The sequence below is a fragment of the Acinetobacter sp. SK-43 genome (assembly GCF_015351505.1).
In the GTDB taxonomy this organism is placed as follows: Bacteria; Pseudomonadota; Gammaproteobacteria; order Pseudomonadales; family Moraxellaceae; genus Acinetobacter; species Acinetobacter junii.
Genome location: NZ_JADKPY010000022.1, coordinates 1 through 12,893, shown reverse-complemented (window position 1 = coordinate 12,893; position 12,893 = coordinate 1). Strand labels below are relative to the sequence as shown.

17 protein-coding genes and 1 pseudogene are annotated in these 12,893 nt (G+C 38.1%); 11 read left to right on the top strand and 7 right to left on the bottom strand.

The features are described from left to right. Positions 1-47: 47 nt before the first annotated feature. Positions 48-788: a RadC family protein gene (gene radC / locus IRT38_RS05655; RefSeq protein WP_004960941.1), complete on the top strand. Its 741-nt coding sequence runs from the start codon at positions 48-50 to the stop codon at positions 786-788. Positions 789-826: 38 nt separating this feature from the next. After that, entirely contained in the window at positions 827-1,738 is a 912-nt protein-coding gene (locus tag IRT38_RS05650; protein WP_004906518.1) for a bestrophin family protein, read from the top strand. 7 nt (positions 1,739-1,745) lie between these two features. Here IRT38_RS05650 and IRT38_RS05645 read toward each other — a convergent pair whose 3' ends face one another. Beyond that, a complete protein-coding gene (locus IRT38_RS05645) occupies positions 1,746-2,597 on the bottom strand; it encodes a PHP domain-containing protein (RefSeq protein ID WP_042893224.1) in 852 nt (283 codons plus the stop codon). Between the two features lie 45 nt (positions 2,598-2,642). Between IRT38_RS05645 and IRT38_RS05640 the strand changes: the two genes are divergently transcribed. Genes IRT38_RS05640 through mnmC form a run of 4 tightly spaced genes read left to right on the top strand, consistent with a single transcriptional unit; the run spans position 2,643 to position 6,005 of the window. Further along, positions 2,643-3,254, top strand: coding sequence for a septation protein IspZ (locus IRT38_RS05640; RefSeq protein WP_004906514.1), 612 nt, complete (start codon positions 2,643-2,645; stop codon positions 3,252-3,254). A gap of 24 nt (positions 3,255-3,278) precedes the next feature. Then, positions 3,279-3,581, top strand: a complete 303-nt coding sequence (locus IRT38_RS05635; protein ID WP_004906511.1) for a YciI family protein — start codon at positions 3,279-3,281, stop codon at positions 3,579-3,581. A 3-nt stretch (positions 3,582-3,584) separates the two neighbouring features. Beyond that, a complete protein-coding gene (locus IRT38_RS05630; protein ID WP_194597160.1) occupies positions 3,585-4,082 on the top strand; it encodes a hypothetical protein in 498 nt (165 codons plus the stop codon). A gap of 12 nt (positions 4,083-4,094) precedes the next feature. Then, the gene (gene mnmC / locus IRT38_RS05625) at positions 4,095-6,005 is read left to right on the top strand and encodes an FAD-dependent 5-carboxymethylaminomethyl-2-thiouridine(34) oxidoreductase MnmC (RefSeq protein WP_194597159.1); all 1,911 of its coding nucleotides are present in this window, start codon (positions 4,095-4,097) and stop codon (positions 6,003-6,005) included. Between the two features lie 81 nt (positions 6,006-6,086). Here mnmC and IRT38_RS05620 read toward each other — a convergent pair whose 3' ends face one another. Then, on the bottom strand, positions 6,087-6,401 hold the full coding sequence (locus IRT38_RS05620; protein ID WP_194597158.1) for a rhodanese-like domain-containing protein: 315 nt from the start codon (positions 6,399-6,401) through the stop codon (positions 6,087-6,089). Between the two features lie 90 nt (positions 6,402-6,491). Between IRT38_RS05620 and IRT38_RS05615 the strand changes: the two genes are divergently transcribed. From IRT38_RS05615 to IRT38_RS05605, 3 genes are all read left to right on the top strand, one after another. Beyond that, positions 6,492-6,980, top strand: coding sequence for a YajQ family cyclic di-GMP-binding protein (locus tag IRT38_RS05615; protein ID WP_004637859.1), 489 nt, complete (start codon positions 6,492-6,494; stop codon positions 6,978-6,980). 14 nt (positions 6,981-6,994) lie between these two features. After that, positions 6,995-7,489: a DUF4442 domain-containing protein gene (locus IRT38_RS05610; protein WP_004960952.1), complete on the top strand. Its 495-nt coding sequence runs from the start codon at positions 6,995-6,997 to the stop codon at positions 7,487-7,489. Between the two features lie 138 nt (positions 7,490-7,627). Then, positions 7,628-8,059 (top strand): ester cyclase, encoded by a 432-nt coding sequence (locus tag IRT38_RS05605; RefSeq protein ID WP_409514091.1) that lies wholly within the window; start codon positions 7,628-7,630, stop codon positions 8,057-8,059. Between the two features lie 38 nt (positions 8,060-8,097). On the opposite strand, the gene IRT38_RS05600 is transcribed toward IRT38_RS05605, so the two are convergent. The 4 genes from IRT38_RS05600 to IRT38_RS05585 are packed head-to-tail and all read right to left on the bottom strand — an operon-like array spanning position 8,098 to position 10,392. Beyond that, the gene (locus IRT38_RS05600) at positions 8,098-8,583 is read right to left on the bottom strand and encodes a GAF domain-containing protein (protein WP_194597157.1); all 486 of its coding nucleotides are present in this window, start codon (positions 8,581-8,583) and stop codon (positions 8,098-8,100) included. A gap of 48 nt (positions 8,584-8,631) precedes the next feature. Then, positions 8,632-9,054: an acyl-CoA thioesterase gene (locus IRT38_RS05595; RefSeq protein ID WP_194597156.1), complete on the bottom strand. Its 423-nt coding sequence runs from the start codon at positions 9,052-9,054 to the stop codon at positions 8,632-8,634. Positions 9,055-9,072: 18 nt separating this feature from the next. Continuing rightward, on the bottom strand, positions 9,073-9,495 hold the full coding sequence (gene trxC, locus IRT38_RS05590; RefSeq protein ID WP_194597155.1) for a thioredoxin TrxC: 423 nt from the start codon (positions 9,493-9,495) through the stop codon (positions 9,073-9,075). Then, positions 9,496-10,392 (bottom strand): alpha/beta hydrolase, encoded by an 897-nt coding sequence (locus IRT38_RS05585; protein ID WP_004906487.1) that lies wholly within the window; start codon positions 10,390-10,392, stop codon positions 9,496-9,498. It abuts the gene before it with no gap. 122 nt (positions 10,393-10,514) lie between these two features. On the opposite strand from IRT38_RS05585, the gene IRT38_RS05580 reads away from it, so the two are divergent. Beyond that, on the top strand, positions 10,515-10,850 hold the full coding sequence (locus IRT38_RS05580) for a TIGR01244 family sulfur transferase (RefSeq protein ID WP_194597154.1): 336 nt from the start codon (positions 10,515-10,517) through the stop codon (positions 10,848-10,850). Between the two features lie 346 nt (positions 10,851-11,196). Next, complete coding sequence (locus tag IRT38_RS05575) at positions 11,197-12,399, top strand: hypothetical protein (protein ID WP_194597153.1); 1,203 nt, start codon at positions 11,197-11,199, stop codon at positions 12,397-12,399. A 127-nt stretch (positions 12,400-12,526) separates the two neighbouring features. On the opposite strand, the pseudogene IRT38_RS17695 reads toward IRT38_RS05575, so the two are convergent. Continuing rightward, a pseudogene (locus IRT38_RS17695) lies at positions 12,527-12,685 on the bottom strand (IS1595 family transposase); the annotation flags it as partial. Positions 12,686-12,893: the final 208 nt, after the last annotated feature.

Here is a 12,893-nt window from a genome sequence, read left to right as displayed (position 1 = left end):
GATGCACTTGGAAAAATTATCATCATAAAAAAATTATGTGAATAAAAATGAATCAATCCATAAAACAATCCATTAAAGCATGGCCCGAACAAGAACGACCAAGAGAACGTTTACTCTCGCAAGGACCTCAAAGTTTATCGGATGCTGAACTACTAGCGATTTTTCTCCGCTCTGGCTCAAAACAACACTCAGCTGTTGAACTTTCTCGTATCCTGATTCAGCATTTTGGAGGATTGAACCCAATTTTTGATGCTTCATTAGAAGACTTGTCCCAATTTAATGGCATCGCGTCAACCAAATATGCGCAACTCATGGCAGTCAAAGAATTAGGACGACGTTATTTGAATAACTATTTTCATCAACAACGACTATGTTTAGATCATTCTTCTTTGGTTTTGGATTATTTACGTTATGAACTTCTAGGTGAAAAACAAGAAGTGTTTGCTGTTCTGTGTTTAGATGCAGAACTGAGGAAGCTTCATTTCAAAAAACTATTTTACGGTTCGCAGCATTCATGTAGCGTTTCATTGAATCAGACCCTACGCTACGCAATTCAACAACAAGCCTGTCAAATCGTCGTTGCACACAACCATCCCTACGGAATAGCCCAACCTTCAAATGAAGACATCTACTTTACTCAACAACTCAAACAAGCTTGTAAATTGGTTGAAATTCATTTGATTGATCACTTTATTATTTCACCTGATGGCTATTTTTCTTTTACTGAACAACAACTACTCAACCCTATTAAAATCAAGCAATCTGATCTTGACAAAGCGCCCATCTAACATGAACATCAACAGATAAAATTAATGATTCAAATAACATGATTGTCCGCGACCAGCCTAGCATTTTTAAAGTTTTATTCTCATGGCGCGGGACGATTTTACCCAAAATTTTACCCTCTTTAGGTTTTGTCATGTTGATCTCTGCAATTATTGGCGGAGTTGAATATATTGACCTATATCGTTTTCCTGAAATTCCATTGGTTGGTTTTACGTTGATCGGCGTTGTACTGTCGATTTTCTTAGGTTTCAAAAATACGGCATGTTATGACCGTTGGTGGGAAGCTCGTAAACTTTGGGGTGTTCTAATTGCGACTTCACGTCATTTTGATCGAGATTGTCGTGTGTTGGCACAAGCCAGACGTGAAAGGATCATTCAAAATGTGATTGTTTTTGCGAATGTACTGCGTGATCGATTACGCCACCAAACAGCCAACCCAACCGAACTCACCGAAACTAGCGGTTTGAGTCAGCAAGCTTTGAATCAGCTTTACCAACAACATAATGCTCCGCAATACACACTAAGCCTTATTCAATGGGAATTACTGCAAGCGCTGAAAGACGGTGAAATTTCTGATGTGATTTATACACAAATGAACCGTCATGTCGCAGCTTTAAGTGAGATGCAAACGGGTTGTGATCGTATTGCCAATACCCCTATTCCTTTTGCTTATTCGGTCTTATTGAACAGAACTGTTTATTTTTTCTGTTTTATGCTGCCATTTAGCTTAGGTTCTTTACTTGGTTTAGTCACACCACTCTTAGTCGGAATTTTGGCTTATACCTTTTTGGGACTCGATGCGCTGAGCACAGAAATTGAAGAACCTTTTGGAACGCAAAGCAATGACTTACCTTTAGATGCGATGGTGCGTTCAATTGAAATTGAACTGTTAAGCACGCTGGGCAGACCTACTCCACCGCCCATACAGGCACATGATCACAATTTATTGTAAGTTAGAATTATTGGAAACGATCCCAAATTCCAATCTGCCCCTCTTTTACTCGTGGTGTATTACCCAGTTTAATCCACGGCATATTTTCTCCATGAAAATCACTGCCTATCGAAACGGCTAAATCAAACTGCTGAATCATTCGATCAACCATTTGACGTGTCGAAGCCGGTTCTATACTTGGAGGTAATTCAACTGCATCTCCTCCCGCCTCGGCAAATAATTCAATTAAATATCTGATATTCGTCGCAGATAAATCATAGCGCGTTGGGTGAGCCAATACAGCAAAACCCTGACTCGCATGTATCACATCGATGGTATCTTTTAAGCCTAATCCTTCAAATTTCACGAAAGCCTTTTTTCCTTCTTTTAGGAAACGGTCAAATGCCTGCTGTGGACGACTAACGATATTTTTCTCTACCAATGTTTTAGCGATATGTGTTCGGGTCACACGATCTGCTTGCCCATCAACCTTCGCAATTACATCTGGATAAATATCAAAATCAATACATTTCTCTAATAAGTCACAGATGACCTTAGCTCGTTCAGCACGGACTTTTTTCTGATTTTCAAGCATAGCTTGGATCGGTGTTTCATCTTGCATATTCAGCGCCACGATATGCACACCATAGCTTTTTTTCGTGTTTGGTCTTGACCACTGACTCGATATTTCAACACCAGAAATAATCTGAATATCATGATCTTGAGCATACTTTCGTGCAGAGCTTAAACCATCCATAGTGTCATGGTCAGTTACAGCCAACATATGGATTTTCAAATCGACAGCAGCCTGTACCAGTTGCTCAGGAGAGAACGTACCATCAGAAATGTGAGTATGAGTATGTAAATCGACACCGAACATGGTTTGTATTATGCTATCTGACCTATTTCAACATCGTACTGTAACATGAAAGCGTTGCTCGACTACCTTCCGCTGATTATCTTCTTCTACTTTTATAAAACGACCGATCCTAAGGATAGTCAACATCCCCTTCTCCAATTGGTGGGTAGCGCAGGAAATACTGATCAAAATCATATTCTTGTTGCAACATGCGCGCTTCTTATTTCAACCTTAGTGGTTTATGGCTGTTTGTTCTTTTTCCAAAAATTCAAACTGGAAAAAATGCAATGGTTTATTGTGGTGATGTCCATTATTTTTGGAGGAATCACTTTAATTTTCAGTGATGTAACTTACATTAAAATGAAAGCTGTCATCATCAATATTGGAATAGGTATCGGGTTCTTAGTCACACCTTTATTCAATAAAGAACGGATGCCAATTATCCAAAAATTATTAGGTTCGTTACTTGAGTTAAGTCCTCAAGGTTGGATGCGTTTAAACTGGGCTTGGTGTGGGCAATTCTTCTTATTAGCCTCACTACATTTTTTCTTCGGTTTTATCTTTATGCAAGGCAAATATTGGGGCGAATTCACCGCATTTGGCGATATTATCGTTTCTATCAGTTACCTTGCTGTTATACTGTTTTGCTTAAGAAAGCATTTTAAAACCACAGACTAAATTTAAAGTTATTGAGCTACAGCTATGCCCTATTTTGTGCTGACTTGTACTGATCGTGAAGGTACTCTAGAAAAACGTTTAGCAACTCGACCTCAACATTTAGAACGCTTACAAAAATTAGATGATGAAGGTCGTCTGATCGCAGCGGGCGCTCATCCTAAAGACCCAAACAATCCTCAAGCAGGATTCTTAGGTAGCACGATTATTGTCGAATTTGATAGTCGTGAAGCTCTCGATGCATGGATCCAAGATGAACCGTTCTTAAAAGAAGGGATATATGCTGATATCGAAGTGAAATTGTTCAACAAAGCTTTTCCAAAAGGGTAAATCATGCAAGTTTCAGTGAGAAGCTTTTTCGCTTTATGTTTACTCAGTTCAACGACTTGGGCTGTTGAACCAACAACGCCACCAGCACCAACAGCGGCTGCGCCTACAACACCCGTTACTACACCTGCAACTGTACAACCTAAACCTGCAACAGCAACAACAGGTGGCTCCACAAAGAATACAACAACGGCTACTGCTCCAAAGCCGTTGACTGCGGAACAAATTGCAAAAGCCAAACAACAACAAGATGCAAAAGTCAAAGCCATGATTCAAGATCAAGCAACACGCTTGAAACAACTTGAACATGCAAATCTGCAAGCTCTGTCTCAAAACCAAGAATTGCAATTAAAAAATGATAACTTGACTGTACAAGTCCAAGTTCTGCAAAGTGAACGCAGTGCTCAGATGTTTTTATATGGCGCTATGACGATTGCTGTCGGGGTAATTTTAGGTTTCTTTATCGCAAGTTATGTCTACACCAAACGTCGTCGTCAGTGGTAAATATCAATCTTCATGTTACAAACATTAAAACTTCAAACAGCTGAATTAGATTGGGAACTTGTTGATGGTATCGAAGTTCCCATATCTAAACAATTTGGCGACGTGTATTTTTCTAAAGATAACGGTTTACTCGAAACACGCCATGTGTTTTTAAATGGAAATGATCTTAGTACACGGTTATCAGAACTCTGTGACTTTCAGTATTTCTGTGTAGGTGAAACGGGTTTTGGTACAGGACTCAATATTCTTACCCTTTGGCAACTTTGGCAAAGTGTTCGCCCTGATAATCACAGTCATTTACATGTCATCAGTGTTGAAAAATTCCCTCTCAGTAAAGCTGATCTCATACGTGCGCTTAGTGTTTGGGATGAGCTTAAACCTCTTGCAGATAAACTAGTACAACAATACCCATTACCGATTGCAGGTTGTCATCGCCTGAGTTTTCCCGAAGAGCGATTTAGCATCGATCTATGGCTCGGTGATGCGCAGGACATTTTCCCAAGTATCCCAAAAACACAATCAGTCAATGCTTGGTTTCTCGATGGGTTTGCGCCTTCATGTAACCCTGATATGTGGCAAGAAAATGTATTAAATCATATTGTGCGCTTATCCGAGTACGGAACGACCTTTGCATCCTTCAGCGTTGCAGGTGTTCTTAAACGCGGACTAAAACAACACGGGATCCAAATCAGCCGACCTAGAGGCTTTGGTCACAAACGAGAAATGTTAAAAGCCATTTGGCTAGACTGCCCAGATCAGGAAAATCCAGAGGCTGAGCTACTCCAAGAGCTTCCAGCAGCATTACCTGAAACAACGCAACTAAAGCAGCGACAAATCGCCATTATCGGTGCTGGAATAGCAGGTTTGACCACCGCATGGGCATTTGCTCAGCGTGGACATCAAGTAATGATTTACGAGCAAAATGAACCACTTTCAGGTGCTTCTGGTAATCCTCTTGCGTTACTCAATCCTAAGCTGTGTCCAATTGATCAAGCCCATGAACATTTAATGACTCTAAGCTGGCAGCATGCTTTAAACTTTTATTCACGATTTAAAGCATTCCGTGCAATCCAAGTAGAACAGATCGCAATAAAAAATGCCGATGAGCTACTTGGACTAGAACAACAATATCCTGAATCAGTTTTCGGGACAGCTCATTCTTCCCCTAATCAAACACTCGAAACCCACTATCCAAGTTTGATATTGCAGCAAGCTGGCGCAGTTTCTCCTCATGTATTGCGTGATGAGATTTTAAAACATTCAAATATCAGCATAAAAAAAGCCAAAGTTTCTCGTCTTAAATCAAAATCAACGCAAACAGAAATTTGGCAAGATCAGGACTTAATTTCGGTAGCAGATCACGTCGTCGTGTGTTGTGCAAAACAAAGTGCTACCTTATTTGAAAATTATCCTGTATTGAAGCCTATTCGAGGGCAAGTCAGTTGGGTGGATAACGCCGTACAGCCTTTGGCCTTGAATCAGGCTTATAGCTATGGTGGTTATTGTATGCAGTTAGATGACTCTCAATTGATTTTAGGTGCATCCTTCTATCCTAACCGTGACGATAGTGATGTTCTTGCTGAAGACCATGTGCATAATTACGAACTTATCCACAGTGTCTTCCCACAATATGCTGAACAACTTCCATCCATCGACATATGGCATGGTCGTGCTTCTATTCGGGCGCAGAGTTCAGACTATTTCCCTTTAGTTGGGAAAATGGAATCAAACACTGAAATTTATACTTTTGCAGGTTTAGGTTCTAAAGGATTTTTATTTGCACCATTATGCAGTGAGATTTTAGCTGCATTAGTGTTGGGTGAGCTTTGTCCCGCTCCACAATCTTTACTAAGTAAATTGAATCCGTTACGTTTCCAAAAAAAAGTAAAAGTGAGGAAACCATATTATTCGAAGCAAATGTAGTTTTTATCTTTCAAATAGAAACTTTGATTTATTTTTATGAGTTTGCCAAAACACAAATGTATTTTGGCAAACTTTTTTCATTTATACACCTTCTACAAGAGGTAAGCCAGCATCACGTGCTGCACGAGTACCTCCCATCAAAATGACGTATTCACGTGAACTGTCTAGACCTTCTAAAAGCTCAGCTGCTCGCGGTGCTTTACTGCCACCACCACATAAAATGTAAATCGGCTGATCCGCTGCAACTTGAGTCAAACTATCCGCAGTTAATTCAGCAATAGGACGATTTACTGCCCCTTTGACATGAGCCTCTGAATACGCTTTGGTATCTCGGACATCCCAAATGATCGCGCCCTCTGGGAACTCAAATGTTGTAATTTCTTGTTTACGGATCATTGCGCACTCCTTTGATGTAAACAACACTTGGCAAATGAAGAAAACACCCTTAGCATCTCAAATATTCTTTCCCTTTGTAAAGGTCTAACCATGCCTTCTTTTGATATTGTTTCTGAATTAGAGTTATTTGAAGTCAATCATGCGGTACAAAACACGCAAAAAGAGATTGGTACACGTTTTGACTTTCGCGGACAAGACGTTTCGATCGAGTTAAATGAGAAAAATAAAGAGATTAAAATCTCGACTGAAAGTGATTTCCAATGTGAACAAGTCTATACCATGCTTGAAAATCATTTCTATAAACGTAAGGTTGATGTACAAGCGCTTGATCCACAAAAAGCCACTGCATCAGGTAAACATGTAGTACAAGTGATCAAACTCAAAGATGGACTTGACTCAGATACTGCAAAAAAAATTAATAAAGCCATTAAAGAAAGTGGTATCAAAGCGCAATCTTCTATCCAAGGAGACAAAATCCGCGTCACTGATAAAAAACGTGATACGTTGCAACAAGTCATGAATTTTTTACGTGAACAACAATTTGGTCTGCCACTGCAATTTAATAATTTCAAAGACTAAGCAATAGGCTCGCTATGGCAAAAGATAACCGTCTTTATACGTTAGTTAAAACCACTTCTAAATTCCCTAAAGGTATCCGTAGTACCTTATGGAGCAAAGCATTTGGCCATGTTGTTCCGATGGTAGGAACAGCGAACATACGCTATTTAGAAGTAGATAAAGATCATGTGACTGTTCGCATTGAAAACCAACGTAATATGCAAAATCATATTAAGGGTGTACACGCCGCAGCTATGGCTTTATTAGCTGAGACAGCAACTGGATTTTTAACAGGTTTACATGTACCTGATGATCGCATTTTATTGATCAAATCTTTACATGTAGATTATTTAAAAGTCGCACAAGGCGGTTTAACTGCAACTGCAACATTATCGGCTGATCAACAAAAGTTCATTGCAAATAATGAAAAAGGCGAGCTACTGATTCCTGTTACAGTCATTGATGATTCAGCAAATGAACCGATCCAATGCCAAATGCTTTGGGCTTGGTTACCCAAACGTAAAAAATAATAACTGATCTAAACTTCTTTTAGATTGTTACTCAGCCCAAGATACAAATACCGTTTTGTTTCTTGGGCTTGATATTATGAAAAAATTTACTTTATTCCCATCATATTTTTGACGACTATCATTACTGCTTGTTCTTCTATTCCATCCAATACGACTCATCTTAACAGCTCGAACCAAACTCTCTCCGATGAGCTATCAGAACAAAATAAGAAAATTGTCGTGGACTTTTATGAAGGTGTTTTTTTGAAACACCAAGTTAAAGCACATGCTGATCGCTATATTGGCGACCAATATATTCAACATAATCCGAATGTTCCCGATGGCAAAGCACCTTTTGTAAACTTCTTTACGGAGAAATTTAGCAATAATCCAGCAGCAAAAAATGTAATTAAAAAAGCGATTGCTGAAAAAAACCTAGTTGTTCTACATGTTCATTCAACTGAAAATGATACAGATCGGGGACGAGCGATTATTGATATTTTCCGTGTTGAAAATGGGAAAATTATCGAGCATTGGGATGTGATTCAAAACATCCCAGAGCAAAGTAAAAACATTAATACCATGTTCTAGCTATAAAGGTATAACCCAAATAAATTTGGGTTATACCTTTATGAATGAGAAATTGATGTTTCAATAATAGAAATAAGTTGCTGCAGATATTTAGCATCGACTTCATCAAACTGATTGAGTTCATCACTATCAATATCTAGTACACCAACACATTCCTTATTTTGCATAATCGGCAATACCATTTCTGATTTAGACGCTGAGCTACATGCAATATGTCCTGGAAACAACTCAACATCAGGAACGATAATAACTTGTTGTTGCCATGCTGTACCACATACACCACGACCTTTCGCTATACGAGTACAGGCAATTGGTCCCTGAAATGGACCTAACACCAATTCATTTTGCTTAACCAAATAAAAACCAACCCATAACCAACCAAATTGCTGATTCAGTGCAGCACAAATATTTGCAAGATTAGCGATCAGGTCAGGTTCACCCTCAACAATTGCTTTAATCTGAGGGATAATACTTTGATATTGTTCGGCTTTATCGCCTTGTTGCAAAATGAGCTCTTCAGCCATGCTTGAATCCTAACGAGATAACTCCCTAATCGTATCAAGCAAATACGCTTAAACCGATAGCGTTGCTGTAAATTTCTGTCTAACTTCTTCTGAAATTTGACGTTTATTACCCTTTACATCGACCGCAACAAAGGTAAACACCCCTTCAGTAATTCGCACTGGTTCACGCGAATCATCATGACTGTTCCATACTTCAATTTGCACTTGAACCGAAGTATTACCAACTTTCAAGATTTTTGTATAGCAACTAATCACATTTCCGACTTTCACAGGGACTAAAAAAGTCATCTGATTAATTGCAATCGTTGCACAACGACCTTTACTGAAGCGCTCGACGTGAATTGCACCAGCCAAATCCATTTGAGATACAATCCATCCACCAAAAACATCACCACTCCAGTTAGTATCAGCAGGCATTGCAATCGTTTGCAAAGAAAGCGTGCCTTCAGGATGGTTCAAACGCTCAATCATATCAAATATCTCTTGATGTTACTTCAAATGTTGCTCTAGCCATTGCTGAAGTTCAGGTGCACGTAATGCTCCGCTCACTCGAGCAATTTCAGTTGTTTTGTTCATCAGCACTAGGGTTGGAATACTACGTACGTTAAATGCTGCACTCAATCTTGGATTTGCTTCTGTATCAATCTTTGCAAAAATCACATATGGATTTTGGGTTGCAACTTGAGCAAAATGTGGAGCCATCATTTTGCATGGGCCACACCATTCTGCCCACAAATCAATCAATACAGGTAAATCAGTATTAGAAATAAAATTACTGAAATTTTGTTCATTCAATTCAATAGGTTGTTGTGGTAATAATGGCTGATGGCATTTACCACAACTTGGATGCGTAATTAATTTCTCTTCTGGTACACGATTTTTTGCACCACATGAACTACAGACTATAATCATTTACATCACTCCAATATGTTGATGCAAAAATTCTAATTGGGTTGTGACTGCTTTTTCAAACCATGAACCATGATAAATATCAAAATGTTTAATATCCCACTCATGATACGTGACAAATGGCGCAATATTGGTCGCTGCTTCACGACTAGACTGAATTGGAATTAAAGTGTCATTTTTGGCAGCAATGAATAAAACAGGAATATTAATTTTTCGTACAAATTGGATTGGGCGATAGCGCATTAAATTAAAAAATACACGTGCTGGAACTTCACCACTCCAATAATAATCAGGATTCACTATTGAATGATATCCAAAGTAGCTATCAGATGTAGGTAAAAAACAAAGCTTGTATTGATCAACAACAGGCAGTGTTTTGGGTGCAAGCCCCATTTTTGAGCCCATATAATCCTGACTTGATCGCTTTAATGCTTCAGGATAGCGTTGCAAAGGATAAAGTTTCGCTGTTTCAGCACCATCAACATACGGAACTTGAACCATGATTGCCTGAATGTTTTTTAGGTCTGTCGCTAAACTTAAAGCATAACCGCCGCTTAATGAGGTTCCCCACAAGATAATACGTCTACTATCAATATATTTACAATTTGATGCATACTGAACTATGGTTTTCCAATCATCTAATTGAGCACTTAAAGAGATCAACTCTCGAGGTTTCCCAGTACTCCCCCCCCAATAACGATAATCAAATAAAATAACAGCATAACCCGCTTGTGCAAAACGCTGCGCATACTGAATTAATTTAAACTGACGTAATCCAGCAAAACCATGCGCCATAATAATAACGGCTGGTTTTATGTTGGATTTCGGTAGATAAAAATCAGCAGCAATCGTTTCATCACCACTAGGAACATACAACGGCTCAACTGTATAGGTGTGCATGCGCGCTCCATTGCGTTATCTTTTGCTTATCATCATGTATTTACTATAGACATTTAAACTCAAGATCAAGCTTAATGCTATGATAGAGCATAAAATGTTTTGTTTATTTTTGGAGTGACAAGATGTCAGAAAATGTAGGTTTTGCAGGTCAAATTGGTCCTGAGCATATAGTGCAAGTCGTTGAAAAAGGCTTCAAATCGATTATTAATAATCGCCCAGATTTAGAGGGTGGCTCTGAACAACCCACCAGTGCTCAAATTGAAGAAGCAGCGCGAAGTGCAGGATTGGATTATGTTTACCAACCTGTGGTTGCGGGTCAAATAACTGAACTCGATGTGCGTACCTTTGCCAATCACTATAATGAACTCCCTAAACCCATTTTAATGTTTTGTCGTACTGGTAATCGCTCTAATAATTTATATCAGTTAGCCAAGCAAATGGATTTGCTGGATGATTGAATCCATCCTTGATTTACGATCAGCTAGAAAATCTTTTTGAATTAACCAACCGAGAAATCAAGTTTTGATGCTCAATTAATTTATTAAAAATTTAATGATAATGTTCTTTTTAACTTGAAAATTAAATCCCCTTGTTTTTTAATGTACATTAACAAAATCGTTAGGGTTTATTAAAATTCAAGGGATTATTGAGAATTGACTCAAGTATTTCAATAGCAACTTACAATGAGAATTAGATATTTTCAATTAAAGTGACCTACATCTCATTTTCAACAAGTCGATTCCTATTATAAACTCTTGAAAGAAATTCAACACTACATTTTATTTCGAATAATTGGGGAAATTCATGAAAGTAATTAAGGGAACACTAGCAATCACGCTTACTGCTTTATTGGCAGCATGTGGTGGCAATGATGGCTATTATTCAAAAACAGAGAGTACCAACCCACCAGGTGGCCAAACTCCCCCTCCTGTGTCAGAATCAGAGCAAGCAAAGGCTGCTTTAGATAATCTTAAAAAAGAAGGTTCATATTTATTTGGTAATTATGATGCTACGGATGCCAATACACCTAAAGGCTATATTGACCATGCATTTGATACCTTTGCACAAGGTCCCTTACAACTCACTGTCGATATTAAAAAGCTTTTTGATGAAACTAAAGCTGCAGGAACAGTCAATAATTATTTTACCTATTACGCAAATTGCTTTGGTGGCGAAGGTAATCAAATTTATGAAAATACATCTTGCTACGCTTTAGAGGGCGAAGATAAAATTAAGGCTGCGCTTAATGTAATTGCACCAAACAAATATAGTGATTGGGATTTCAAAATTAGCAAAGATCAGCTAGAAAACTTAAAAATCGCTCCTGATCAAATTAAAAAGTTTACTGGTGAAACATTTTTTTTAATCTTTAATAACCAAAATCAAGATAAAGCTTTTAATGATGTATGGACAGCTGGAGTGTTTGGTTACCCTTACCAACAAACTTGGGGGTTAACTCAATCGAAACAATTACGTATTGTTTCGATGAATGGAGAAGGTCAATATAATGTTACTATTCCTCCAGCAACCGAAGGTGACGAAGAAAAAACTTATGGTGCATTAAGCATTTATAAAGATCCTACAAGTCTAGATGGTGATCTCTTTGTATTACAAAATAACTCTAGTTTCGATGTTTTAATCAATGACAATCCCAATACACCTGATATCGAACCTGTTTCGTTTAAGATTAACTCGATACCTGGAGATGCCACGGCTCTTGCAACCTATCGAATTAAGTCATCAGGCGTAAAAATTCTAAATATTCCAAGTGTATCGGCAATTTCTGGTAATCGAATAGAAAATGAAGAGCCAGCTGCAAATACTCAAAGCTTCACTGGTAGTGTTTATTTTGAAGGCAATGACATTTTTACCTTTAAGAAATCTTTAAATGGAACAATTTTGAAATTTAAACATATTTTCAACAATACCACTTATGAAGGAGAATCATTAAATAGCAATGGCACTATCACTACTAAATTAAACACCCCAAGTGGTATTGAATTCTAACTCGAAACTTTTTATTTAAATTATAATAACCCTTTAACTCAGACTATGTCTGGATTAAAGGGTATTTTATGTCTAATTGAATTTCATGAATAAATAGTTGGGGCTTAGTTTAAGCGTTTACACAGTTTTATTTGCAGTCTCTAAATCCATGACGATGATTGAAGCGATACTTTGTTTCTTTAAGATGCAAATAAAACATCTTTTTATCAATTCCATTAAACTTGATGAGCCGTTTTTTGGCATAGCCCTAGAAAGATTCTATACCGCTTATATGATGCTCTCCTTGTTAAGACTTGGATTCACAATTGATTAAGCCACAGAAGTACCCGCCAAGCTTTTTTCTCGAGTAATGAGGCTATATTACTGTTAGAAATAAAATTCTAAGTAATAAAAAACACCCCCTCTGCAATAGCGGAGGGGGTGTATTAATTTAAAAGCTGGCGATGACTTACTCTCACATGGCAAACGCCACACTACCATCAGCGCAAAGAGGT

Coding starts and splice junctions, on each gene's coding strand:
- IRT38_RS05610 (WP_004960952.1), top strand. CDS start 6,995: ATGGCAAAAGATAACCGTCTTTATACGTTAGTTAAAACCACTTCTAAA.
- IRT38_RS05640 (WP_004906514.1), top strand. CDS start 2,643: ATGAAAGCGTTGCTCGACTACCTTCCGCTGATTATCTTCTTCTACTTT.
- mnmC (WP_194597159.1), top strand. CDS start 4,095: ATGTTACAAACATTAAAACTTCAAACAGCTGAATTAGATTGGGAACTT.
- IRT38_RS05620 (WP_194597158.1), bottom strand. CDS start 6,401: ATGATCCGTAAACAAGAAATTACAACATTTGAGTTCCCAGAGGGCGCG.
- IRT38_RS05575 (WP_194597153.1), top strand. CDS start 11,197: ATGAAAGTAATTAAGGGAACACTAGCAATCACGCTTACTGCTTTATTG.
- IRT38_RS05615 (WP_004637859.1), top strand. CDS start 6,492: ATGCCTTCTTTTGATATTGTTTCTGAATTAGAGTTATTTGAAGTCAAT.
- IRT38_RS05645 (WP_042893224.1), bottom strand. CDS start 2,597: ATGTTCGGTGTCGATTTACATACTCATACTCACATTTCTGATGGTACG.
- IRT38_RS05635 (WP_004906511.1), top strand. CDS start 3,279: ATGCCCTATTTTGTGCTGACTTGTACTGATCGTGAAGGTACTCTAGAA.
- IRT38_RS05650 (WP_004906518.1), top strand. CDS start 827: ATGATTGTCCGCGACCAGCCTAGCATTTTTAAAGTTTTATTCTCATGG.
- IRT38_RS05595 (WP_194597156.1), bottom strand. CDS start 9,054: ATGATTGAGCGTTTGAACCATCCTGAAGGCACGCTTTCTTTGCAAACG.
- radC (WP_004960941.1), top strand. CDS start 48: ATGAATCAATCCATAAAACAATCCATTAAAGCATGGCCCGAACAAGAA.
- IRT38_RS05630 (WP_194597160.1), top strand. CDS start 3,585: ATGCAAGTTTCAGTGAGAAGCTTTTTCGCTTTATGTTTACTCAGTTCA.
- IRT38_RS05585 (WP_004906487.1), bottom strand. CDS start 10,392: ATGCACACCTATACAGTTGAGCCGTTGTATGTTCCTAGTGGTGATGAA.
- IRT38_RS05580 (WP_194597154.1), top strand. CDS start 10,515: ATGTCAGAAAATGTAGGTTTTGCAGGTCAAATTGGTCCTGAGCATATA.
- IRT38_RS05600 (WP_194597157.1), bottom strand. CDS start 8,583: ATGGCTGAAGAGCTCATTTTGCAACAAGGCGATAAAGCCGAACAATAT.
- trxC (WP_194597155.1), bottom strand. CDS start 9,495: ATGATTATAGTCTGTAGTTCATGTGGTGCAAAAAATCGTGTACCAGAA.